Source organism: Halobacillus alkaliphilus, from assembly GCF_900113125.1.
Lineage (GTDB): Bacteria > Bacillota > Bacilli > Bacillales > Halobacillaceae > Halobacillus > Halobacillus alkaliphilus.
On sequence record NZ_FOOG01000013.1, the window covers coordinates 56,067 to 80,687 of the forward strand.

Below are 24,621 nucleotides of genomic sequence, written 5' to 3' on the forward strand. Positions count from 1 at the left end.
ACAGTAACCGGCCCTATTGCTTAATTAGGCTTTTATCAAGAATTAATACCAGCGTTTAACAGCGCCAAATATTATAAAAAAGGGCAGCTTATAAAGCCGCCCTTTCAAAAAAATTATTCCAAGTCTGCGTCTGTTACTGCTCCTTTAGCTGAAGAAGACACTAATTTAGCATATTTCGCTAAGATACCTGTTTTGTATTTAAGTGCAGGTTTTTGCCATTCTTGTTTTCTGCGTTTAAATTCTTCATCAGAAACATCAAAGTTAATTTGCTGCACGTCACTGTCGATGGTAATCGTGTCTCCTTCCTTCAGAATACCAATAGGACCTCCCAGAGCTGCTTCCGGAGCTACGTGTCCAATCACGAAACCGTGTGATCCTCCTGAGAAACGTCCATCTGTAAGCAAGGCCACTTTACCTCCAAGCCCTTTTCCAACGATCATAGCTGTAATGGATAGCATTTCCGGCATTCCTGGACCGCCTCTAGGACCAACATTGCGGATGACAAGCACGTCTCCCTCTTTAATTTCATCATCTACGATAGCCTGGGTGGCTTCTGCTTCACTATCATAAACCCGGGCCGGTCCTTCAAATCTGCTGATCTTTTGACCAGACATTTTTGCGACCGCTCCTTCAGGTGCAAGGTTTCCTTTGAGCACTACCAGCGGTCCGTTTGGTTTAATCGGTTTATCCAGCGGAAGAATCACTTTCTGACCTTCTTTTAATGCTGGAGCTTCTGCGAGGTTTTCAGCCACAGTTTTTCCTGTAACTGTGAGACAATCTCCATTCAAGAGTCCATTTTCATGTAGAAGCTTCATAACGGCTGGAACGCCACCGCTTTCATAAAGATCCTGCATTACATATTTTCCACTTGGTTTCATATCAGCTATATGAGGGACCTCCTGTCGTACTCTTTCAAAATCATCCAGCGTCAAATCGACTCCCGCCGAATGAGCCATCGCAAGCAGGTGTAGAAAAGCGTTCGTGGAGCCTCCTAAAGCCATAACAACTGTAATTGCGTTTTCGAATGCTTCTTTAGTCATAATATCTCTAGGGTAAATGCCTTTTTCTAAAAGATCTATTACTAATTCTCCAGCTTGTTTACACTCTTGCTCTTTATAATCATTCACAGCAGGTGTTGAAGAAGAACCAGGGATACTCATTCCAAGAGCCTCTACGGCTGAAGCCATTGTATTGGCCGTGTACATTCCGCCGCATGCACCTGCACCTGGGCATGCATTACACTCTACCTTATGAAGTTCTTCATCATTAATCTGACCTTCATGATACTTACCAACGGCTTCAAAAGAAGATACGATATCAATATCCTCCCCGTTCAGCTTACCTGGTTGAATGGTCCCTCCATATACATAGACAGAAGGAATATTCATACGGCCAATTGACATTAAACATCCAGGGGTGGTTTTATCACATCCTCCGATCGCCACAATGCCATCAAGACGCTCAGCATTCGTTACGGTTTCAATGGAATCTGCAATTACTTCACGGCTTGGAAGAGAGTAGAACATACCTTCATGTCCCATTGCAATTCCATCGGAAACCGTAATCGTGTTAAAAATCATTGGAGCTCCGCCATTATCGCGGGCGCCATCTTTGGCTTCTCGCGCCAGCCGATCAATATGTACGTTGCAAGGTGTAACCTCACTCCATGTACTGGCAATTCCAATCATCGGCTTTTTGAAGTCCTCGTCCGTAAAACCTACAGCTCTAAGCATAGAACGGTTGGGAACACGATTAACTCCTTCACTGATGACTTTACTATTAATTCTTAAATCTTTTTTGGATTGATCCATCTCCTGCACCCCTTATCTTTTTGTTTGTCGATTTTTGAAACAACTTATTATGATGATACTAACTAGGATGAGTAAAGGCAATGACTTTTCTGAAAATATAAAACTTTCTTTTAATATAAAGCGCTTTCTTTTTTGTATAACTCCACCTTTGATGAATAATTTGGTAAAACATCAAAATCTGCACACATTCTTCAAGAATTCATTACAAATTTCATTATCAAAGTATGATAAAATAAGGAGCATGTGGTAAATACGGAACGTAAATGACTTTGTAAACTTTTTACCCAATTGACATAAACTATGTGTAGATAAGTTTATCCTTTAACCCTTCCAATTATTTAAGGGATTAAAGGCAGGAGAATAGAAAAACAACTTTAAATGGGACTGGTGTTCATGGAAACTAAAGAAAAAATCTATAATAAATTATTAAAGCTTGTTAAAAAAGACAACGTGAAGGTTAATGAGAGGTTAAAAGACCACTTATATACGAAACTTGGAGGCAAAGCTGATTTTTTCATTACGCCGACTACTTTTCAAGAAGTTCAGAACGTAGTCAAGCTATCCAATGAAGATAATATTCCTTTTACTTTGCTTGGGAACGGTTCCAATCTGATTATTAAAGATGGAGGCATTCGTGGAATTGTTATTAATTTAAAACATTTAAACGATATATCTTCTGAAGGAAATACCGTGGTCGCCCAGAGCGGTGCAAGGATCATTGACGCTTCAAGACATGCCTTAAAGCAAAGTCTTTCAGGACTTGAGTTTGCCTGTGGTATACCTGGTACGGTTGGCGGTGCATTGTATATGAATGCAGGAGCCTACGGCGGTGAAATTAAGGATGTCCTGGATTATGCATATGTAGTAGATAAAGAAGGTAACCTTGTGAAAAGACTGGCTTCCGAGTTGAACCTTGATTATCGTACGAGTAACATTCCTGAGAATGGAGACATTGTACTCGAAGCCACTTTCAACTTAAAGCCTGCTTCTTATGAGGATATTAAAGCTATTATGGATGATTTAACGTTTAAAAGGGAATCCAAGCAGCCTCTTGAGTATCCTTCGTGCGGCAGTGTATTCAAGCGTCCGCCTGGATATTTTGCCGGTAAACTAATTCAGGATAGTAAACTTCAAGGAACGAATATTGGCGGAGCTGAGGTTTCAACAAAACATGCCGGATTCATTGTTAATAAAAATAATGCCTCCACTACGGATTACATTTCTTTAATCGAACATGTCCAACGAACTGTGAAGGATAAATTTGGCGTAGATTTAGAGAGAGAAGTCCGAATCATTGGTGAAGACACTGATTAACTAAAAAGGATTCAGTCTGTGGACTGAATCCCTTTTAATTAGTCCTTTAAAACTCCCAGCTCCTCCCGATCCCTGAAGAACTTCCCATTTGGTCCGTCCTCTTCTAGTTGAGCAAGCCAAAGAATTCCTTCCATTGCCTGCTCTGGTTCTCGTTTAGCTTTTTCTCCTCCTAGATCCGTTTTAACCCAGCCCGGGCTCACTGAGTTCACCTTTACATTTTTTCTTCTTGCTGCCCCTGCAAAGAGTCTAGTCAGTCCATTCAGCCCATATTTAGAAACTTTATAAGCACCTGCCATAGGCGCATCCATTGCCTTACTAACACCCATCTCTGCTCCAAGATTAACTATTCGTCCATAATTATTCTCTATCATAACTGGCATAAGAATACTCATCATACAGTAAGGTCCAAAGTAATTGGTCAGGTGGATATCTTCGAAGGTGACCGTATCAATTTCCAATATGGAACTTTTCATATCTGGAAAGATGCCTGCATTATTTATGAGCACGTCAATTTTTCCATCTTGTTCTATAATTTGGTCTTTCACTTGACCAATCTTATCCGGCTGAGCAACGTCTAGGAATATATAGTGTACGTCCAAACTTTCTTCTTGCAGTTTGTCTGCTGCTTTCTTCCCTTTATCTTCATTTCTTGCACCAAGCCACACCTTAAACCCCTGCTGAGCCAGCTGCCTGCAGGCCTCAAATCCTAATCCGCGGTTTCCACCAGTCACGATTGCATTTTTAGACATTTTTCTCCTCCTTCATCCGCATGGTGTTATCTTTATTCCCAAAATGAGTAAAGGGATGAACGTTGTAATCGGTTTTCAATGTGCCATGTAGAGTAAAAAGCCAGCTAAAAAAAGACTGACCTATTCAAAAGGATCAGTCTTCCTTAATTACTTCAACTTGGCAACAATCTTGCCCGATACATGGCGCTCAGCTCAGAGAGAAACACCACTCTTGAACAATAATTCATCGGTTCCTAGTTGTTCTCACTCGAGTAGAGAGTTCAGTCAAAGGATGCAAATTTAGCATCAATTAATTACAGACAGCTAATACAACACTAAAAAAAACGGTCCCTGCTGACAGGACCGTTTAATTATCTCTTATGACATCCATTTAGGAGGAGTGTTTTTCTCCCAATATATTTCTCCAATAAAATGGTGGTTGGTAAAGTTGTCCTCGCTTAAGTGATAATGAAAATTGAACCAGTATCCTTCACCAGGCCGTTTATCACGACGCACATGGAAACGGGCCTCTTCTTCATTGGTTCGATGATTGTATAAGTTAAAAATTTTCTCTCCGTATCCCGGTGTAAGCTGCTCTGTAATTTCATAATAGGGAACTTGTTCCTTAGCTTTTGTAAGAAGCATCTCCACGACTTCTTCAATTTTAGGAAGAATTTCTTCCGTCATTTCAGCATCTATTTTATCAAGAATTTTAGGTCCCATTTTTGTAATCGTTTGTTCTTTAGCCTGTGCCATAATGATATCAAACGGATCTTCATCCGGCTTTTCTTGTTCCTTAGAACTTTCTTCCGTAAGAGGTGTTTCTTCAATAGATAGAGGTATCTCTTTTTCTTCACTAGAATCTTCGGAAGTCATTTCTTTTTCTGCTGACTCAGCAGCAAGTTCTGTAGGCGGTATATATAAACCTAATGTAAGTACGGATATTAATATAACAAATATTTTTCTGCCCCATAATTTCATAAAAAATTAGCTCCTTTATATAGGCTCCTCTTAGATTTTATCATTTCAAACAGGAAAGTCTATATGAAAACGCAAACAATTTCGAATATTTAATGACGATCAGGATTAGTGTTCAGCTATTTGACTTTTACGTACATGGTTTCTCTATCAAAGGGCATCCTTAAAGGTGAAACCTATTTTATTTTAACTGGAGGAAAAGTCATGCAATCTCAAAACCAAACGCAATCCAATAAGGCTATGCAGCCTAATATCGCCCCGAATCAGAATCAGAATCATGGTGGTCATGAACTGTTCGACGCTCACGAGGTGATAGCTGGTGTGATCAGCATGCTGGATCAATATCAGATGTATGATCAGCACATTCAAGATCAGGAACTAAAAGATATTTTACACCGTCAATCCGCTTTCGTTACCCAGATGTATAATACTGTTGTGCAAAGCTTTCAAACTGGGCAGGATCCAAAAATGCCTACCCAGCAATATAACATGCAACAGAACAACAATGCCGTGTATGGTTTGAAACCTGGGCAGCCTAAAAAGCCAAATCAGTCCGTTAATGAGCTCTCTGATCAGGGTTTATCTGCTTATATGCTAGGTCAGACTAAATCGTTAGCTTCTCTACTAACGATGACGGCACTGGAAATGACAAACCCTGTTCTTCGTCGTGTCATTTCTGACAGTGTCCCGAACTTCATTGAGATGAGTTATGAAATATTCCTTTATCAAAATAAAAATGGATACTATCAAGTCCCTCAATTAAACCAGCAGGATATGAACCAAATGCTCCAAAGCTATCAGCCTGCTCCACCACAAACTCATTAATAATAGCAAGAAAGCTGGAGGCTGATTTTTACACTCCAGCTTTTTTTCATCTCCTCTAGACAAACACACTTCCTCTCTTCCTTAAATATGCTACTTGTAACCTACTGTTAAGGGGGGCCTCCAAGTGAAATTATTAACGAAAACCTGGATAGAGGAACATATATCCCATTTAGACTCATGGAAACAGAACGCCTTTAAAGATTTTTCTACCATGATGAATGAAAAAGAAAATCTCTATCCTTGTGTCCCAGGGAAACAAGGGTTTAACTCTAACTCCCTCCGCTTTGGTTTTGCCGATAGTCCTGACTCACCTCATGCTTGCAAACAAGCATCTGACTATTTAAGACAATACAGTAAAGTTTCAAGAGTCACTGGAAAATATGCTTCCCTTGTTCTATTCTTCAACACAGAAAAACAGGAAGGGAATATAGAGTACTATCAGGCTCTCTTTTGGAAGATCTTAAATCATATTCATGCTTATGACGAAAAGTCCTGGCCTGGACATATCCCTTTAGATCCTGTTCAAAGCGCTTGGGAATTCTGCTTTCATGGAGAACCTTACTTTGTTTTTTGTGCTACTCCAGCACATCTCAATAGAAAAAGTCGCTTTTTTCCTTATTTACTTCTTGCCTTTCAGCCACGCTTTGTATTTGATGAGATCAATAGTGAGACCTCTCAAGGACGAAAGCTAAAAAATATTATTCGCACGCGCCTGAAAAACTACGATAATTCCCCCATCCATCCAGATTTAAAATGGTACGGAGAGGAAGGTAATCTCGAATGGAAGCAATATTTTTTAAAGGACGATAATTCTTCTCTTTCGAAATGTCCTTTCAGCGGGAATAAGCAATCTCCCTCAGCCGGGGAATGATTATCCACCAGGAGGGAGATAGTATAAAGAGATATACAAAGGAGTCACCGATCATGCAGCTGCCTATACACTGTTGGAATGAATATGATGAATTAAAGACGGTAGTGGTCTGTTCGCCGTCTCTTTTAGAGATCCCTGATCAACAAACAGCTGAAAACGTTCAATGGCTGAAACCTTTTGATCCAACCAAAATCGTTCATCAATTTGAAACGCTGGTGCAATCAATGAAACAAGAAGGCGTCCAGGTTATCGATTATTCAGATTACTTATCACCGGAGGACCGATACTTCAATCAACAGTTAATCAGCCGAATCTTTGTCCGGGATTTAGCTTGTGCATTTGGTCGTACACTCCTTCCCGGCAAAGCCGGCACCTCTATGAGAAAACCTGAATATGCCCATAGCCATGATGTATTCCAAAAGTGGTGGGATGAACGTACATTTCCATTGCAAGCAAACAATAAGTGGAATTCTTTAGAATTTGGAGATGTCATTGTATTAAGTGAGGATGCTGTTTTAATTAATGCCGGACTACGGACCAGTATGGAATCCATGAATGATATACAACATCAAATCAGAAGAGCAGGTTTTTCAGAAGTCGGCGTGATCGACTTGCCACGCAGGTCCGATACCCTCCATTTAGATATGAATTGTAATGTAGCAGGTGAAAGACTGCTTCTAACTAAGAATTTTTTACGCTATTTTCCCATAGAAGTTCTGGACGGCCAAAGCCATTACTGTATGTTTCATGAATTCATTGAGCGTCATGGATTTACAATAATCTGGACAGATAAAGTTAAAAATACCGTTCCTGACATTAATTTTCTTACCATTAACCCGGAAACTATACTTGTAAGTAAACAACTGAACAAAAAGATTATTCGTCAATTTCCTGACCTGCGCAGAAAAAATCTAATTGAAATCGAGATCTCCGAATTAGAAAAAGGAGGGGGCGGAATCCGCTGCATGACTCTTCCGTTGGAGAGAAGGTAAATGGACAACCCCGCGATATTTCTGTATTAAACCTTCAAGCCAGACAGGGAAGTATTCCCTGTCTGGCTTAACAGCCTCTATTTAAATTCTTTATTTAGTGAAGCAAAGATCTCTTCCACACTTTTTCCTATACTTGATTCCACGGCGGCAAGATAAGCCCCCTCTAAAATCGGAGCAGAAGCAAGATGAACGTTTTCAAACCCAAGCGTCTCAATCGCCATCTCGGCATTCATTTGAGCACTTCCAATATCATAAAAAACAATGGTTCCTTTTTCACTGTGTATGTTTTGAATAGCTGCTTGTATCCGCTCGTAGTTGGTACCGATTTCTCCACCTTCCAGACCACCGGCTGCTTCTACAGGGATTTCTCCCACTACTTGTTCTAAAATCTCACGGATTCCTGAAGCAGCTTTTTCACTGTGTGAAACCAATACAATTCCAACGTGTGACATATTTTTATTCGTCTCCTTTTATACAGTCAGCCAGGGCTTCAAATACATAGTATGAGGACATGGCTCCTGGATCTATATGGCCTTTAGATCGTTCTTTTAAATAAGCGGCCCGTCCTTTTGTTGCTACAAGATCTTTCGTTGATTCCATCGAGGATCTTGCAGTATCAAGAATAAGCTGACGATCAAAATCCTGGACTTCACTCATTTTGTCTGCCAAAGGTTCCCAAACATCGAGCATTGTTTTTTCTCCGGCTTCTGCTTTTCCACGCTGCTTAATTCCGGATACAGCCTCCTTCAACGCTGAAGAGAAGGTTTGAGAATCAATGTTTTCTACCCCTTTTACTGCAGTCGACATTTTTAAAAATACGGTGCCATATAAAGGCCCGGAAGCTCCTCCGACTTTAGACATCAGTGTCGTAGCGATGTCTTTCCAGACTCCGGACACATCTGAGTAGTCTTCTCCAGATATTTTATTTACTGCTTCTTGAAAGCCACGAGACATGTTAATCCCATGGTCTCCGTCGCCAATAGCCTGATCCAGTGACGTCAGTTCACCTTTATTGTCTTGAATTTTTTCGTTAATTCGGTTTACCCAGTCGAGGGCATGGCTGACTTCAAAATTCACGTGAATACCTCCCCTTTAAACCTTAAATGCTGGTGCCTTGGACGGTTGATTTAACAATTCTTTTAATTCTTCATCTACTTTTAATAAGGTGACCGAACAGCCGGCCATTTCAAGTGAGGTCATGTAATTTCCCACGTAGGTCTTATACACGTTAATTCCTTTCTCCTGCAAGTGCTCTTGTACTTTTCGGTTAACGATATAAAGCTCCATTTCGGGGGTGGCCCCCAGTCCGTTGATCATAACCGTCACATCATCAGATTCGGTAAGATTTAAATCCTTAAGTACTAAGTCCGTCAATTCTACAGCAATGTCATTTGCTGAGCTAACCGCTTTTCTCTCAGTACCTGGCTCACCATGAATACCGACTCCAATTTCCAATTCATCTTCATTAAGCTCGAAATTCGGCTTACCTGAGGCCGGCATTACAGGCGGCTTAAGAGCTACACCCATAGAACGCACATTAGCTACTGCCTTGTCAGCCGTAGCTTTTATTTCTTCCAGGGAAGCTCCTGTCTCAGCTTTAGCCCCTATTATTTTGTGAACTAATACGGTCCCGGCAATTCCGCGGCGCCCAGTGGTAAATGAGCTGTCTTCAACAGCCACATCATCGTTAACCACCACTTTCTCCACTTCGATGCCTTCTGCTTCAGCAAGTTCTGCCGCCATTTCAAAATTCATAACATCACCGGTATAATTCTTGATGACAAGAAAGACCCCAGCTCCCCCGTTGACTGCTTTTATTCCTTCTAATACCTGATCCGGAGTCGGAGATGTAAATACTTCTCCTGCTACAGCTGCATCAAGCATACCCTCACCAATGTATCCCGCGTGAGCCGGTTCATGACCGCTCCCGCCACCGCTTACAATACCTACTTTATTTTTAACAGGAGCATCTTTCCTCACTAACACTGTCGTATCCTGCAATCGTCTGACATCATTCGGATAGGCTGATGCAAATCCATCCAGCATTTCTGTTACGACTTGCTCGGAGTCATTGATTATTTTTTTCATCATGCTCTTCCTCCCTGAATTGAACTATCGTATAAATCACATCAGCGACAGGTCCTCCATAGAAAGACCTGTCCTGATGACTACTTGTACTCTCTTGTTGCAGCTACTGCTTTCTTCCACCCGTTATAAAGCTCGTCTTGTTTACCTTGTTCCATGTCTCCAGTAAATGTACGTTCATTTTTCCATTGTTTTTGAATACCTTCTTTATTTTCCCAGTAACCCACGGCGAGGCCTGCAAGATAAGCGGCTCCAAGTGCTGTGGTTTCCTGAACCTCAGGTCGCTCCACAGGAACTCCAAGAATGTCGCTCTGAAATTGCATTAAGAAATCGTTTTTAACTGCCCCTCCGTCTACTCGCAAAGTTTTTAAGTTAATTCCGGAATCCGCAATCATAGCATCGAGAACATCCTTCGTCTGGTAAGCAAGTGACTCTAAAGTCGCACGGACAAAGTGAGCCTTGGACGTTCCACGTGTTAACCCAAATACCGCCCCACGTGCATCACTATCCCAGTAAGGTGTACCAAGTCCTACGAAGGCAGGTACAAGATAAACCCCGTCAGTAGAATCGACAGACAGTGCCAGGTCTTCTGTTTGAGGAGCACTTTCGATCAATTTCAACCCGTCTCGCAGCCATTGAATCGCTGAACCAGCTACAAAAATACTACCTTCAAGAGCATATTCAACTTTGCCATCGATTCCCCAGGCCAGAGTAGTCAGAAGTCCATGCTCTGATTTCACTCCTTCTTCGCCTGTGTTCATAAGCATAAAGCAGCCGGTGCCGTAAGTATTCTTAGCCATACCTTTTTCAAAGCAGGCTTGTCCAAAGAGAGCAGCTTGCTGATCCCCTGCAATTCCAGCAATCGGAACTTGATGACCAAAGAAATGGTAATCGACAGTTTTTGCATAAACTTCGGAGGAAGGTTTCACTTCCGGCAGCATGCTCTTCGGAACGCCTAAAATATCCAGAAGTTCTTCGTCCCACTTCAAATCATAAATATTAAACATGAGCGTACGGGAAGCATTAGAGTAATCTGTTATATGCGCTTGTCCACCCGATAGTTTATAGACAAGCCACGTATCGATTGTCCCGAACATTAAGTCCCCATTCTCAGCTTTTTCACGTGCTCCATCCACATGATCCAGTATCCATTTAACTTTGGTTCCCGAGAAATAAGGGTCTAATAAAAGGCCGGTCTTATCTCTGAAGAGATCATTGTGACCCTGAGCACGTAAATCTTTGCAAATGTCTTCTGTTTGTCTAGACTGCCATACAATCGCTTTATAAACTGGTTTGCCCGTGTGTTTATCCCAGACCACTGCAGTTTCACGCTGGTTAGTTATACCTATTCCAGCAATTTGATCAGGACCCACGTCTGACTTTCTTAATACATCTGCTATACAAGCCAGAACGGAAGTCCATATTTCATTAGCATCATGTTCCACCCAGCCCGGCTTTGGAAAAAACTGCTCAAATTCTTTTTGCGCGGTTTCCACAATTGTTCCTGCTTCATTGAATAATATAGCTCGTGAACTTGTCGTTCCCTGGTCAATTGATAAGATATACTTGTTTGTCATCCTAATCTCTCCTTCAACTTTAGCTTATTTTTTCTTCTACTTGCTCGGCTACAGTATGCTCTTTTTTCAATTCAGAGAATGCAGCCCCTACTAAAATAATGGCTACAAATACGCTGAGTCCCCAGAACAGGCCTGTGAATTCTTCTAAAAACATGGCGCGATAAAATACTGCTCCGTAAATTCCACCTAAAATAGGACCAACTACCGGTATCCAAGCGTAGCCCCAATCGGAGCTTCCTTTTTTAGGGATGGGCAGAAGAGCATGAGCTATTCTCGGACCAAGATCTCGAGCTGGATTAATAGCATATCCTGTCGCACCTCCCAGGGACATTCCTATCGCTACAATTAGTAATCCTACAATTAAAGGATTTAGTCCTTCTGTAAATTCGTTCGCACCGATAAACATAAGTCCCATCAACAGTACGAAGGTACCAATCATCTCACTTACTAAATTGGAAAATGGACTGCGCACAGCAGGATCGGTTGAAAAAACAGCAAGCTTTGCTCCCTGATCTTCCGTGCCTCTCCAGTGAGGAAGGTAGTTAAAAAATACGATAACAGCACCTATAAAAGCACCGATCATTTGAGCTGTAATATACACAGGCACTTTACTCCAAGGGAATTCTCCTACAGCAGCAAACCCCAGGGTTACTGCGGGGTTAATGTGGGCTCCTGTAAAACTGCCGACAGCGTAAACTCCCATCGCTACAGCAAGACCCCACCCAATCGTGATAACGACCCAGCCTGCTCCTTCAGCTTTAGAATTTTTTAGTACCACACCACCGACCACACCACCGCCAAAAATAATCAGAATCATGGTGCCAATTAGTTCTGCCAAGAATTCCGACATGTTACTCCACTCTCCTTCTTTAATTCAAGATGACAAGATAACGGGTGTTCTAAAAAAAAGACTCACACTGAAAGGCGTACGTATCCCAAAGGATGTACTAGTTCAGTGTGAGTCTCCATGTCTCCGTCACAACGTTAACTTGTTAGTTATAAACTTACTTGAATATGAAAGCGTTGTCAATATTTTTCTTAATTTTCACTTATTTAATACTATTTGTCGTATAACGTTAAAATCTTTTATTTCCCGGAAAATAGTATTCAAATAAATCTTTTTCCATGGATAGTAAAGGATTGAATGAATAATTTATTATATATTAAAAAGATTTGAGTCTCCCAAATAGACTCAAACCTTCTAAAGAATTTAATTAAAGAAAATAAAAAAACCACCAATTATGTATTGGTGGAGACGGTGGGAGTCGAACCCACGTCCGGAGATATCGGCACTCGGGCTTCTACAAGCATAGTTGATATATTATTATTCGCTTCCTCTTCAGCCTATCAACAGGCTTCCGAGGAGCTAGCCTGATTAGTCTCTTCGTTTCTCCTCAGGCGGAGGAAAAACGCGTAGCCCGTTTCAGTTTGAGACCCTTCATCTGCCACACGGGCAATGCCAGGAAGGATCAGCTATAGACTGCTTATGCAGCTACAGCTAGGTTATCGTTAGATTCGCCAGTTATATTTAGGCAAATGACGTTTAACGAGACGTCGCCTCGACTCGCAACCCGAGCTCGACCTATCCCCGTCGAATCCGTAACGTCCCCGTTAGGATTAAAGGATAGAGCATCAAGCTCTAAAAACATCATCGCGTTTAGCGACAATTATTATTATAGCATAATTATAGCATTTTTCAAGGGAAGAGTCTATTTCAGACTATCCTTTATCGCTCGATCAATTTCACGCTTTTGCTGCTTACGCTTCAGATCTTCACGTTTATCATACTTTTTCTTACCTCTTCCTAAACCAATCAACACTTTTGCTACCCCGTTTTTAATATACATTTTCAAAGGTACAAGCGAGTAACCTTTTTGCTGGGTTTGACCAATTAATTGATTAATCTCTTTTCGATGCAGAAGCAGCTTTCTCATACGAGTGGGATCATGATTGTAAATGTTCCCCTGCTCATAAGGTGATATATGAAGATTATGCAAAAATACTTCTCCATTGTTAATACGGGCAAAGCTGTCTTTTAAATTCACACGGCCATTACGAATGGACTTGATTTCCGTTCCTTGCAGAACAATCCCGGCCTCGAAAGTTTCTTCGATTGAAAAATCGTGCCTTGCCTTTTTATTTTGTGCGATTGTCTTACCATTTCCTCGTGGCATAGCGTTATCCTCCTCTTGTGCGTAGCATCTATTGTACCAAATAACCCTGGTGTTTCCAATTCAAACACCATTCTAGCCGGAATCATAATTAATGGACTTTTCCGTATAAAAATGAGAATATAATCCTGAAAAATGATCATAAAAGGAGTCGCCCTAATGGAACAAGTTATGAATGTGCAGCCTTTAACGCATAAAGACCGGCCGGCACTTGAAGCCATGGATACTGGAATTGAAGATGATTATGTTGTACGAATATTTGAAAGATTGATTGAATCTGATAGTCATGAGCTGTTCGGTCTATTTAGAGAAGGAAAGATGTTAGCAGTGGGAGGATACAGTTTATTTGGCAGCGGTAAATTTGCCATGCTGGGCCGCTTGCGAAGTGATCGTCGGTCACTTATGAAAGGAAACGCCACTGAACTTCTGCAGCCAATTGTAGACCAGCTTTTCCGCGATCCTATGGTGGCCTGGGTCGGCGCAAATACTCATCTGCATAACCATGCCGCGAGAAGAGTCCTGGAAAAGTTATCGCTCAACCAAGGTCCTGTACTACATTTCTTAACGCTAAAGTCTCCAAAGCTATTAACAGCCCATGAGTCAGGCCCAGTTTGGGAAGAAGTAACCGATCTCCAGCATAAAAAGGAACTTATTCACTCCACAGAAATGAACGAGTTGGGTGTTTTTCCTTTTGAATGCTACTATCCGCTTCCTTATGATAACGCTTTGTTTACTGACCAACACCTTGAAAAATCCTCTTTTTACCAAAATCCCGACGCTTCCCGATTCGTAATCGTGAAAAGTGATACGAAAAAATTTGATTATTCCCATGTGAAATATTTTTGGAACGATCACTATAACCAGCCTGGTTTCTTTGAAACGATTCTTCACCATTGGAAGCAGCACCCGGATCATGTCGGGTGCTGGATTGATTTCTCTGCGGAAGGATTTAAAAATATTCCGGATTTATCCCCTTACGACGTCCAGGAACCATGGATGTTATATGGCAAATGGAAATAGGGTTCTACCTAGATGTAAAAACGCGCGAAGCAACTCGCGCGTTTTTTATGTTACTTCTTCTTTTTACTACCTTTTTTCGGAACGCCTTTATTTCTATAAAAAGGCTTGTTTCCTTTTTGCTTGTTCTTTTTCTTTTCTTTTTTCTTATCCGGCCCTTTAGAATTAATCTGTTTAGGTTGAGCAGGACGTTTACGTTCTTTTCTTGGCTTCATTCCATCAATTTCGAAGTCAACGACACGCTCATCAAGATTTACATTCGTTACTCGAATGGTTACTTCATCCCCGATTCGAAATACGTTGCCCGTCCGTTCGCCAATCATAGCAAATTGTTTCTCATGGAAATGGTAATAGTCATCAGTTAATGTACTCACGTGAACGAGACCTTCAACTGTATTCGGAAGTTCAACAAACATGCCAAAGCTTGTTACAGAGCTGATAACACCTTCATATTCTTCCCCAACCTTATCCTGCATGAATTCGGCTTTCTTCAAGTCGTCCGTTTCACGTTCAGCATCGACCGCTGCACGTTCCATTTCAGAAGAGTGTCTAGCTATTTCAGGCATTTGATCCTTCCAATGTTTACGGGTTTTATAATCCAGCTTATCTTCCACCAGATACGTGCGAATTAGACGGTGGACAATTAAGTCAGGATAACGGCGTATCGGTGAAGTGAAATGCGTATAGTAATCCGTAGCTAAACCAAAATGTCCCAGACTTTGAGGATCATATTTAGCCTGCTGCATCGAACGCAGCATCAGTTTTGAAATAATCATGTCCTCCTGTGTACCTTTCACTTCTTCTAAAACTTTTTGAAGGGCCTGCGGATGAACATTATCTGCTGTTCCTTTTACTGCATACCCAAGATTAGCTACAAACTCAAAGAAGTTCTGAAGCTTGCTCTCATCTGGGTCCTGGTGAATTCTATGAATGAATGGAACATCCATCCAGTGGAAATGCTCGGCAATGGTTTCGTTAGCGGCAAGCATGAATTCTTCTATTAAACGCTCCGCAACTGACCGTTCCCGAAGTTTAACATCAACGGCTTTTCCTTCTTCGTCTACAATGACTCCGGCCTCTTTAAAGTCAAAGTCAATAGCACCGCGGTCCATACGTTTGCCGCGAAGGGTCTGGGCCAGAGCAGCCATATCACGGAACATAGGTACCAGGTTCTCATATTTCTTAATCAGCTCTTCATCTTCGTCCTCAAGAATTTTATTTACGTCTCTGTAAGTCATTCGTTCATTGGTTTTAATTACACTTTGAAAGATTTCGTGTTCCACTACGTCGCCACTTTTGTTAATTTCCATTTCACAGGAAAGAGTAAGCCGGTCAACTTGCGGATTTAAAGAACAAATTCCGTTAGAAAGACGGTGCGGAATCATAGGGATCACACGGTCTACTAAATACACACTTGTAGCACGTTCTCGAGCTTCTTTATCAATCGGAGAACCTTCACCTACATAATACGTGACATCCGCAATGTGAACACCCAGTTTAAAGTTCCCATTATCAAGCCTCTTAACTGTAACGGCATCGTCCAGGTCTTTAGCGTCCGCACCATCAATGGTTACGATTGTTTCATCCCGAAGGTCGCGTCTATTTTTAATTTCCTCTTCACTTATCTGATCGGGTGTTTCTCCAGCCTGCTTTAGAACTTCATCTGGAAAATCCACCTTAATGCCGTGTTTATGAATAATGGAGATGATATCAATCCCCGGGTCATTCTTATGGCCAAGTATTTCTACGATCTCCCCTTCGGCGCTCATGCGTTCTTCTGGGAATTTCGTGATGTTTACAATCACTTTATGACCATCTGCGGCACCATTTGTCTGCCCTTTAGGAATAAAGATATCATTAGGAATTCGTTTATCATCAGCTATAACAAAGCCGAAATTCCGGCTTGATTCGTACGTTCCGACTATTCGAGTCGTTGCTCGTTCTAATATACGGATCACAGTACCTTCTGGACGATTTCCTTGCTCATCTCTTTTTTCAATTCGTACCATTACTTTGTCATTGTTCATGGCTGAATGAAGATCAGAGTGATGAAGATAGACATCATCTTTGTCTTCTTCATCTGGTATGAGAAACGCAAAACCCTTGGCATGCATCTGAATCCGGCCTCGAATAAGGTTCATCTTTTCAGGAAGACCGAACCTGTTCTTTCTGGTTCTTACAAGTTCTCCCTCTTCCTCCAGCTCATTCAAAGCTTTCATGAGGTCTTTGAATTCATTGGTATCTTCAAGTTCCATCGTTTCTTCTAATTCTTGTACAGATAATGGCTTAGATGCATTCTCTTTAAAAAATGTTAATATTTGATGTTTTAAGTCTGTGCTCAATTTGCCTAACCTCCTCTAAATGTATAGGCCAAAAACTCTAGCGATTAGGACCAGTCCAATGATTCAAGAAATTCAAGGATATCCTCGTGCAATTGTTCCTTTTCTTTCCCCATTGTAATGACATGGCCAGAGTTCTTGTACCATTTTATATCTTTTTGGTTGGATTCTACTTGTTCATAAATATAGTTTGCGCTATCTTTGTTAATCATTTCATCTTTTTCTGCTTGAACGACAAAAGTGGGTGTGTAAATCTGGTCCACCTCATCATGAACTTCGTTAATAAACCCGCCTAATTGCTTAAACATTTCTTCTGATTCGTTTAATAATTCGTCTACTTCTTTATTAATCGTTTCCTGAGCTTTACCCTCAAGCTGTTTATACTGTCGGGCTTTAGCTTCAAACCCCCGGGTTAACTGCTTTTCGTTATCGAAAAACATAGGGGAGCACATGGTAACTAAACCTTTTATCGGCTCAGAATAGGCAAGTTTCAAACCCAGCACCCCTCCAAGAGAGAGTCCAGCCACGGCTATTTTTTGATAACCAAGTTCTCGCAGGTGGTCCAAAGAAGCTTTTACATCCGTCCACCAATCTTCTGGCCTTGCATCAATTAAAGCTTCCAATTCCTTTCCATGGCCTCGATAAATTGGACCGTGAGTCGTGTACCCGTGCTTTTGCAGAAACCTTCCGAGCATACGGACATCAGCGGAATGTCCTGTAAAACCATGTAATAATAATACCGCACGCTCTCCTTCTTCAAACGTAAAAGGTTGTGGTTGTTTAATCTTCATGTCATTCTCTCCTTACTTCATCTATTTCCTTATTTCCAATTTTCATTCTTATATTCCTATTTTCAGCTTACCAAAATTAGCTCTCGGTTACTTTTTTTGAGCTTATATGACAAATTATACCCTTTGTGTAAATACTTATCGATCATAATAAAAAAACCGCGCTAAGAGATCAGCGCGGTTCTACTTTCGCATTCTTTAACCCAAAATATAGGCTGACAAGAAAGCCAGGACAAAAAATAAGACCCCTGTTACGATTGTAGCTTTATGCAATACAGCATCAATTCCTCTAGCTTTTTGCTTCCCGAACAATTGCTCCGCTCCACCAGATATGGCTCCTGATAATCCGGCACTTTTCCCTGATTGCAACAGTACTAGAACAATTAAAGCTATTGTATCAATAGTCAATAAAGTTATCGCGAGTGTTTCCATGTTGTGCCAACACCTCCTATAGACGTACAAATCACTAGATTAAATGTAGCATAAAACCATTTTAGCATCAAGAATATTTAAACTCTCGAATGGCCTCGTCCTAGAGGTGATCGTCCAAGTCTTTGCAGAATAGACCATTTAAAGCGTGGAAGGATAAGTTGAAGGTTTATTAAAGAAATTGATTGTTTTTGATAATTTTTGATCGTTTTTGCTTGATTTATGTAAGGGTTTTCTTTATTATAGGTATTGAGATAAAGAAAGGAGAGGTGCCTATGCTGACTCCAGAACGACATCAGATCATTTTGGAAACCGTCAAAAAATATCATACGGCTAAAATTAAAGATCTGGTGCGATCAACAGGGGCTTCGGAATCCACGATCCGACGTGACTTAGATCAATTAGAGCAGGAAGGTCTACTTCGCAGGGTCCATGGTGGAGCTTCTCTAAGAGCTTCAGCGAGCGACGAGCCAAGCATGGGGGAAAAAATCACAAAGTACCATAAAGAAAAAAATGCTATTGCCAGCTATGCTGCATCACTCGTCAGAGATGGTGATTGTATTTATCTCGATGCAGGCTCCACAACCTACGAAATGATTTCTCATTTATATGGGAAGGACATTACAGTAGTCACAAATGGGCTCGATCAACTCGATAAACTCACTGAGTATCAAATCAAAACATATGTAGTTGGCGGTTATGTAAAGCATCGGACAAGAGCCGTCATTGGCACAGTGGCCATGCAAAACCTTCAACAATACCGATTTGACCAGTGCTTTATGGGGACCAACGGTATTTCCTTAAGAGAAGGTTTTTCTACACCAGACCCTGAAGAAGCTGCGATTAAAAGCACAGCTTTATCTTTATCTCAGGAACGCTATATTTTAGCTGACCATTCCAAGTTTGAAGAAATATCCTTCGGAAAATTTGCCAATCTCGATGAGGCTTACATTGTGACAAATTATGAAGGACTGTACTTAAACGATTACAAAGAAAAAACTAATATAAAGGTTGTGACCTCATGATTTACACGTGCACACTGAATCCGTCCATTGATTATGTAATGAATGTGGACGAATTCAAGCCGGGAGACCTGAACCGTGCAAGCCAAACGTTTTTCTATCCTGGCGGGAAAGGTATTAACGTTTCCCGAGTAATGGCAAGACTAGGAGTTAAAACGATTGCTCTTGGTTTTACAGGCGGATTTACAGGTGAATTTGTTAAAGACTTTTTGAACAAAGAGGAAATTAATCATCAATTTATCGATACCGAGCAAAATACAAGAGTGAATGTAAAGTTAAAAAGTCAGCAAGAATCGGAGATCAACGGTCCTGGCCCCATACTTTCCTCTAAGCATCAGGAAGAGCTTATGGAGCAAATTCGAACGTTGACTAGTGAGGACACCTTGATACTTGCAGGGAGTGTGCCTTCTTCTTTACCAGGAGATTTTTATATAACCATCGCAGATATGTGCAGTAAGAATGGCACTAAATTAGCTGTCGATACATCTGGAAAAGCATTAAAGGAGTTGGTCGGCCGTCCTATCTATTTGCTTAAACCGAACCACCATGAATTGGGTGAATTATTTAATGTAACCATTGATTCTATGGAAAAGGCTGCGCATTATGGGCAAAAGCTTGCAGACCAAGGTGTTCAACACGTGATTGTCTCCATGGGCGGTGATGGTGCTGTATATATAGGCACTGACCAGCAGTTCTACTCCAACGTTCCTAAAGGCCAGCTGAAAAATTCAGTCGGCGCAGGTGACTCTGTAGTTTCCGGTTTTCTTGCATCCATGGCACAAGGAAAATCGACTGAAGAGGCTTTCCGCATTGGTGTTGCTTCAGGGAGTGCTACCGCCTTTCAAGATGACTTATGTACTGCCGAAGATGTAGAGGAGCTTTTGGATGAAGTTAAGATTTCTTCATTAATTATAGGAGGGAAACCTAATGAAAATCACAGAATTATTGACTAAAGAAACGATTCTGTTAAACATGACCGCTTCTTCTAAACCGGAAGCGATCGATGAACTCATTGGAAAACTGGATAAAGCCGGTAAATTAAATGATCGTGATGAGTTCAAACAAGCCATTCAGGCTCGTGAAGATCAAAGTACTACGGGTATCGGAGAAGGAATCGCCATCCCCCATGCAAAAACTGGCTCTGTGAAAGATCCAGCTATCGCATTTGGACGATCTCAAGAAGGATTGGATTACGAATCGCTGGATGGCCAGCCGACCAATTTATTTTTCATGATTGCTGCTTCTGAAGGAGCTAATAATGCTCACCTGGAAACATTATCACGTCTATCTTCATTTTTGATGGATACTAATTTCCGTTCTAAGTTGGAGCAAGCAAAAACCGAAGACGATGTGATAGAAGCCATTAACGCAAAAGAAGCTGAAGAAGACGGCGACGAGGAAGCCGAAGAAAGTACTTCAGCTGGAAAAGTCTTAGCGGTTACCGCATGTCCTACAGGAATTGCGCACACCTATATGGCAGCTGACAAATTGAAAGCAACTGCAAAGGAAATGGGCGTAAATATTAAAGTGCAGACTAATGGTTCCGGTGGAGTTAAAAACCGTCTGACCAAAGAAGATATTGCTGAAGCTGATGCAATTATCGTAGCTGCTGATACAAAAGTTGAAATGGAACACTTCCATGGCAAACCTGTTATCGAAGTACCAGTAGCTAAAGCCATTCACGAACCAAAAGAATTAATAAACAAAGCGGTCAACAAGGACGCTCCTATCTATCAGGGCGGTGGAAAAAACCAATCTGAAGAATCATCGGAGAAAGGACAGCGTTCTGGTATTTATAAACACTTAATGAACGGTGTTTCCAACATGCTTCCGTTTGTTGTCGGAGGTGGTATTTTAATAGCCATTTCCTTCTTCTGGGGAATTGAATCCGAAAACGAATTTGCACAAATGCTGAGTACTATTGGCGGTGGAAATGCCTTCTTCCTGCTTGTACCAGTACTGGCTGGTTTCATTGCTTCTAGTATTGCAGATCGTCCAGGTTTTGCTCCTGGTATGGTCGGTGGTTTGATTGCGATTACGCAAACATCTGCTGAAGGTGCAGGAAATGGATCTGGTTTCTTAGGTGGCTTAATTGCTGGTTTCTTAGCAGGTTATTTAACCTTACTCGTTAAGAAGCTGCTCGAAGGACTACCAGCTGTTTTAGATGGTTTAAAAACCGTACTCTTTTACCCGGTACTAGCTATTTTTGGAACAGGTATGATCATGTTGCTTATCAACCCAGCTCTAACAGGAGTTTATACTTGGTTGTTTGATCTTCTTGATAGTATGAGCGGAACCAACTTAGCTCTGCTCGGAATAATTGTAGGAGGCATGATGGCTGTAGATATGGGCGGTCCAGTCAACAAGGCAGCTTATACGTTCGGGATCGCTGCACTTGAAGCCAATAATTACACCTTCATCGCTGCAGCTATGGCCGGTGGAATGGTGCCGCCACTAGCAATGGGACTTGCTACAACTTTCTTTAAAAATAAATTCACAAAACAAGAACGCGAAACTGGAAAAGCAGCTTATCCGCTGGGAGCCTTCTTTATTACAGAAGGAGCTATTCCATTTGCAGCAGCTGACCCAGCACGTGTTATTCCGTCCATGGTTGCCGGAAGTGCGTTAGCTGGAATGCTCACTATGCTGTTTGGAATTGGTCTTCGCGCTCCACACGGCGGTGTGATCGTAGCTCCTCTAGTTGAAGGCGGAATTACTCAAATCCTTCTTTATCTAGTAGCTATTGCTGCTGGCTCTATTCTAGGAGCAATTGTGGTTGGATTCTTGAAAAAAGACATCCAAAAGGCTTAAAATGATAAAGTTAGGGTACTCAAAATATAATACATTTTTAAGGAGGAACAAAAATGGTAGAGAAAACATTTAAAATTACATCCTCAGACGGTGTACACGCACGACCTGCCACAGTACTTGTTCAAAATGCCGGCAAGTATGAATCAGAAATCAATCTTCATTACAAAGAAAAGGCTGTTAACTTAAAATCCATTATGGGAATTATGAGTCTTGGTATTCCAGCAGGCGCTGAAGTTAAAATTACTGCAGAGGGCAGTGATGAACAAGAGGCTGTAGACCACATGGCATCTACAATGAAGAATGAAGGGCTGGGGGAATAACCCATGACAAACCTTCAAGGAATTGCAGCTTCCAGCGGTATCGCTATTGCTAAAGTGTACCGTCTGGAAGCTCCAGACCTTTCTTACAGTAAAAAAGATATAGAGCAACCAGAACAAGAGATCAAACGCCTGCATGATGCTCTAGATGTTTCAAAGTCAGAACTTGAAAAAATTAAAGAACATACTAAAAACACGCTGGGGGATGAGCACGCTGAGATTTTCTCTGCTCATTTGCTTGTACTTTCAGACCCAGAGTTGATTAAACCAATCGAAGATAAAATAAAAGCAGAGAATGTGAACGCTGAAGCTGGTTTAGATGAAACAGCCAATATGTTTATCGACATGTTTAAGAACATGGACAATGAATATATGCGGGAACGCGCTGCTGACATCCATGATGTTACTAAACGTGTTATGGCGCATCTCTTAAATGTAACGTTCCCTGACCCTGCCTTGATTAACGAAGAAGTAGTTATTGTAGCTGACGATCTTACACCTTCTGATACTGCTCAGTTGAACAAACAGTATGTTAAAGGGTTTACCACGGATATCGGCGGACGTACTTCTCATTCGGCAATCATGGCTCGTTCTCTGGAAATTCCTGCAGTTGTCGGTACGAAAGATGTTACCTCTAAAGCACCTAAGGATTCGATGATTATTGTTGATGGAATTAATGGCGATGTAATTATCGAACCTACCGAAGATCAAGTAAATGAATATAAGCAGAAACAAGAAGATTTTGAACAGAAAAAGAAAGAATGGGCTAAGCTGAAAGACGAGCCTACAGTGACTTCTGAAGGAGACCATGTTGAGCTTGCTGCTAATATTGGCACCCCTCAGGATGTTGATGGTGTTCTTAATAATGGCGGCGAAGGCGTAGGTCTTTACCGTACAGAATTCCTTTATATGGGTAAAAGTCAGCTTCCAACTGAGGAAGAACAATTTGATTCCTACTCTACCGTATTGAAACAAATGGGTGATAAGCCGGTAGTTGTGAGAACACTGGACATCGGTGGAGACAAAGAACTCGATTATCTGGATCTTCCTGATGAAATGAACCCGTTCCTTGGTTACCGTGCTATCCGTTTGTGTCTGGAACGTGATGACATTTTCCGTGTACAGCTGCGCGCTCTTTTACGTGCCAGTGTCCATGGAAATTTAAAAATCATGTTCCCAATGATTGCAACGCTTGAAGAATTCCGTCAGGCAAAAGCCATCCTTGACGAAGAGAAAGAAAAATTAATTAACGAAGGTAAAGAGGTCTCTGAAACCATTGAAGTTGGTATGATGGTCGAAATTCCTGCTACAGCTGTAATAGCTCGTCAATTTGCAAAAGAAGTGGATTTCTTCAGTATTGGAACAAATGACCTTATCCAATACACGATGGCTGCTGATCGAATGAATGAACGAGTATCCTACTTGTACCAGCCTTACAATCCTGCAATTCTTAATTTGATTAATAATGTAATTGAAGCTGCTCACGCAGAAGGCAAATGGGCCGGAATGTGCGGGGAAATGGCAGGAGACGAAATTGCCATTCCAATTCTTTTAAGTCTTGGACTTGATGAATTCAGTATGAGTGCTACTTCCATTCTTCCAGCTCGTACGCAAATCAGAACCCTGTCTAAAGAAGATTGGATTTCTTACAAAGACGAACTACTATCAAAAGGCACTTCTGATGAAGTGGTTGATTTTGTTAAAGAAAAAACACAATTAAGGTAGTATTTATAATTGAAATGTGGCAAACTAAACGTGTGAAACGGAGAAGCGCCCCTTTTTATGTTATTTAGAAAGAAGTGTTTGCGATGACGTTTACGATTATTATGATCGTTTGTGTAGCTATTGTCCTCGGAATTGCTGCTATGTTTGGAACGGCAGTCTCCAAGGGATATGATTACGAACACACCATAGATCCTCTTCCAGAGGAGCCACATCACAATCATCACAAGGATGAAGAAGATAAAAAAGCTGACGCCAATCAATAAGCGTCAGCTTTTTTTGTAATCTCTTTTCAACCTCCGTACTTAGTAAAGCTCTCGTTACTTGAAGACTCAGTTTCGAGATAAATGGGGTCCGTTACGTTAGATGGATAAGGACTGGTGGGGAAATAACTCGTCTTGTTCCATCACCCAGACACTCGAGACATAAGCCGTTCATCAACGGATTGGAAAACCGCCATCCTTTTGATGCTCGGCTTATGTTGTTCGTGTCTTTCGGGGTGATTCCACATTTGAACACTTTCCTATGGCCCTACACGACGTAGGGTCGATCGACGTTCCCACAGGACGTGGCGATCTTAGTCGATCCTCCTTTTACCATGAGCTTCCTCGCTCGTTTCACTCCCTGCGGGATCTCACCTAGTCCCTTCTCCCGCTCTTACACGCTCATAAGTCATAAGCGTAAATCAGGACATAAACGACGATGAGAGCTATCCAGCTCCAGCACCTAGCGTCTAGTGAGACTTCCCTCACTTCTGTACGATAAGTCAACATCGAATCGCTCCGCTCTTCGTGTTTCCTTTATCTCCGCCAGCTCCAGGCTAG

23 protein-coding genes and 1 other RNA gene are annotated in these 24,621 nt (G+C 41.5%); 11 read left to right on the forward strand and 13 right to left on the reverse strand.

Annotated elements, in window-relative coordinates; all coding sequences use genetic code 11:
- Positions 1-113: 113 nt before the first annotated feature.
- Entirely contained in the window at positions 114-1,811 is a 1,698-nt protein-coding gene (gene ilvD / locus BMZ06_RS09425; protein ID WP_089751795.1) for a dihydroxy-acid dehydratase, read from the reverse strand.
- Positions 1,812-2,204: 393 nt separating this feature from the next.
- Between ilvD and murB the strand changes: the two genes are divergently transcribed.
- The gene (gene murB / locus BMZ06_RS09430) at positions 2,205-3,125 is read left to right on the forward strand and encodes a UDP-N-acetylmuramate dehydrogenase (protein WP_089751815.1); all 921 of its coding nucleotides are present in this window, start codon (positions 2,205-2,207) and stop codon (positions 3,123-3,125) included.
- Between the two features lie 38 nt (positions 3,126-3,163).
- On the opposite strand, the gene BMZ06_RS09435 is transcribed toward murB, so the two are convergent.
- Together BMZ06_RS09435 and BMZ06_RS09440 are read right to left on the reverse strand one after the other, a co-directional pair.
- Positions 3,164-3,874, reverse strand: coding sequence for an SDR family NAD(P)-dependent oxidoreductase (locus tag BMZ06_RS09435; RefSeq protein ID WP_089751796.1), 711 nt, complete (start codon positions 3,872-3,874; stop codon positions 3,164-3,166).
- Positions 3,875-4,231: 357 nt separating this feature from the next.
- The gene (locus BMZ06_RS09440) at positions 4,232-4,834 is read right to left on the reverse strand and encodes a YpjP family protein (RefSeq protein ID WP_089751797.1); all 603 of its coding nucleotides are present in this window, start codon (positions 4,832-4,834) and stop codon (positions 4,232-4,234) included.
- A gap of 201 nt (positions 4,835-5,035) precedes the next feature.
- On the opposite strand from BMZ06_RS09440, the gene BMZ06_RS09445 reads away from it, so the two are divergent.
- The 3 genes from BMZ06_RS09445 to BMZ06_RS09455 all read left to right on the forward strand — a co-directional run bounded on the left by BMZ06_RS09445 (position 5,036) and on the right by BMZ06_RS09455 (position 7,519).
- Positions 5,036-5,656, forward strand: coding sequence for a spore coat protein (locus BMZ06_RS09445; RefSeq protein WP_089751798.1), 621 nt, complete (start codon positions 5,036-5,038; stop codon positions 5,654-5,656).
- Between the two features lie 124 nt (positions 5,657-5,780).
- On the forward strand, positions 5,781-6,527 hold the full coding sequence (locus tag BMZ06_RS09450) for a YqcI/YcgG family protein (protein WP_089751799.1): 747 nt from the start codon (positions 5,781-5,783) through the stop codon (positions 6,525-6,527).
- 53 nt (positions 6,528-6,580) lie between these two features.
- Positions 6,581-7,519: an arginine deiminase family protein gene (locus tag BMZ06_RS09455; RefSeq protein WP_089751800.1), complete on the forward strand. Its 939-nt coding sequence runs from the start codon at positions 6,581-6,583 to the stop codon at positions 7,517-7,519.
- 77 nt (positions 7,520-7,596) lie between these two features.
- On the opposite strand, the gene dhaM is transcribed toward BMZ06_RS09455, so the two are convergent.
- The 7 genes from dhaM to smpB form a co-directional block, all read right to left on the reverse strand.
- Entirely contained in the window at positions 7,597-7,971 is a 375-nt protein-coding gene (gene dhaM / locus BMZ06_RS09460) for a dihydroxyacetone kinase phosphoryl donor subunit DhaM (protein WP_089751801.1), read from the reverse strand.
- A gap of 4 nt (positions 7,972-7,975) precedes the next feature.
- Positions 7,976-8,596: a dihydroxyacetone kinase subunit DhaL gene (gene dhaL, locus BMZ06_RS09465; RefSeq protein WP_089751802.1), complete on the reverse strand. Its 621-nt coding sequence runs from the start codon at positions 8,594-8,596 to the stop codon at positions 7,976-7,978.
- A 15-nt stretch (positions 8,597-8,611) separates the two neighbouring features.
- Positions 8,612-9,607, reverse strand: coding sequence for a dihydroxyacetone kinase subunit DhaK (gene dhaK, locus BMZ06_RS09470; RefSeq protein WP_089751816.1), 996 nt, complete (start codon positions 9,605-9,607; stop codon positions 8,612-8,614).
- 80 nt (positions 9,608-9,687) lie between these two features.
- A complete protein-coding gene (gene glpK, locus BMZ06_RS09475; RefSeq protein WP_089751803.1) occupies positions 9,688-11,181 on the reverse strand; it encodes a glycerol kinase GlpK in 1,494 nt (497 codons plus the stop codon).
- Positions 11,182-11,200: 19 nt separating this feature from the next.
- Positions 11,201-12,031, reverse strand: a complete 831-nt coding sequence (locus BMZ06_RS09480) for an MIP/aquaporin family protein (RefSeq protein WP_089751804.1) — start codon at positions 12,029-12,031, stop codon at positions 11,201-11,203.
- 397 nt (positions 12,032-12,428) lie between these two features.
- Positions 12,429-12,791, reverse strand: a transfer-messenger RNA (tmRNA) gene (ssrA, locus tag BMZ06_RS09485).
- 99 nt (positions 12,792-12,890) lie between these two features.
- Positions 12,891-13,355, reverse strand: coding sequence for an SsrA-binding protein SmpB (gene smpB / locus BMZ06_RS09490; RefSeq protein WP_089751805.1), 465 nt, complete (start codon positions 13,353-13,355; stop codon positions 12,891-12,893).
- A 156-nt stretch (positions 13,356-13,511) separates the two neighbouring features.
- Here smpB and BMZ06_RS09495 point away from each other — a divergent pair, with 156 nt between their 5' ends.
- Positions 13,512-14,372, forward strand: a complete 861-nt coding sequence (locus tag BMZ06_RS09495) for a GNAT family N-acetyltransferase (protein WP_089751806.1) — start codon at positions 13,512-13,514, stop codon at positions 14,370-14,372.
- A 50-nt stretch (positions 14,373-14,422) separates the two neighbouring features.
- Here BMZ06_RS09495 and rnr read toward each other — a convergent pair whose 3' ends face one another.
- The 3 genes from rnr to secG all read right to left on the reverse strand — a co-directional run bounded on the left by rnr (position 14,423) and on the right by secG (position 17,928).
- The gene (rnr, locus tag BMZ06_RS09500; RefSeq protein ID WP_089751807.1) at positions 14,423-16,711 is read right to left on the reverse strand and encodes a ribonuclease R; all 2,289 of its coding nucleotides are present in this window, start codon (positions 16,709-16,711) and stop codon (positions 14,423-14,425) included.
- Positions 16,712-16,755: 44 nt separating this feature from the next.
- The gene (locus BMZ06_RS09505) at positions 16,756-17,499 is read right to left on the reverse strand and encodes an alpha/beta hydrolase (protein ID WP_089751808.1); all 744 of its coding nucleotides are present in this window, start codon (positions 17,497-17,499) and stop codon (positions 16,756-16,758) included.
- Between the two features lie 195 nt (positions 17,500-17,694).
- Complete coding sequence (gene secG, locus BMZ06_RS09510) at positions 17,695-17,928, reverse strand: preprotein translocase subunit SecG (RefSeq protein ID WP_014644223.1); 234 nt, start codon at positions 17,926-17,928, stop codon at positions 17,695-17,697.
- Between the two features lie 272 nt (positions 17,929-18,200).
- Between secG and BMZ06_RS09515 the strand changes: the two genes are divergently transcribed.
- The 6 genes from BMZ06_RS09515 (at position 18,201) to ytzI (ending at position 24,063) form a co-directional block, all read left to right on the forward strand.
- Positions 18,201-18,950, forward strand: a complete 750-nt coding sequence (locus tag BMZ06_RS09515) for a DeoR/GlpR family DNA-binding transcription regulator (RefSeq protein WP_089751809.1) — start codon at positions 18,201-18,203, stop codon at positions 18,948-18,950.
- Positions 18,947-19,900, forward strand: coding sequence for a 1-phosphofructokinase (gene pfkB, locus BMZ06_RS09520; RefSeq protein ID WP_089751810.1), 954 nt, complete (start codon positions 18,947-18,949; stop codon positions 19,898-19,900). Before BMZ06_RS09515 ends, pfkB begins: the two co-directional genes overlap by 4 nt.
- Positions 19,875-21,758 (forward strand): PTS fructose transporter subunit IIABC, encoded by a 1,884-nt coding sequence (locus tag BMZ06_RS09525; RefSeq protein WP_089751811.1) that lies wholly within the window; start codon positions 19,875-19,877, stop codon positions 21,756-21,758. The genes pfkB and BMZ06_RS09525 overlap by 26 nt, the downstream gene beginning before the upstream one ends.
- Before the next feature lie 53 nt (positions 21,759-21,811).
- Complete coding sequence (locus tag BMZ06_RS09530) at positions 21,812-22,078, forward strand: phosphocarrier protein HPr (protein ID WP_014644227.1); 267 nt, start codon at positions 21,812-21,814, stop codon at positions 22,076-22,078.
- Positions 22,079-22,081: 3 nt separating this feature from the next.
- Positions 22,082-23,800, forward strand: a complete 1,719-nt coding sequence (gene ptsP / locus BMZ06_RS09535; RefSeq protein WP_089751812.1) for a phosphoenolpyruvate--protein phosphotransferase — start codon at positions 22,082-22,084, stop codon at positions 23,798-23,800.
- Positions 23,801-23,883: 83 nt separating this feature from the next.
- Positions 23,884-24,063, forward strand: coding sequence for a YtzI protein (ytzI, locus tag BMZ06_RS09540; RefSeq protein ID WP_041601395.1), 180 nt, complete (start codon positions 23,884-23,886; stop codon positions 24,061-24,063).
- Positions 24,064-24,621 lie beyond the last annotated feature (558 nt).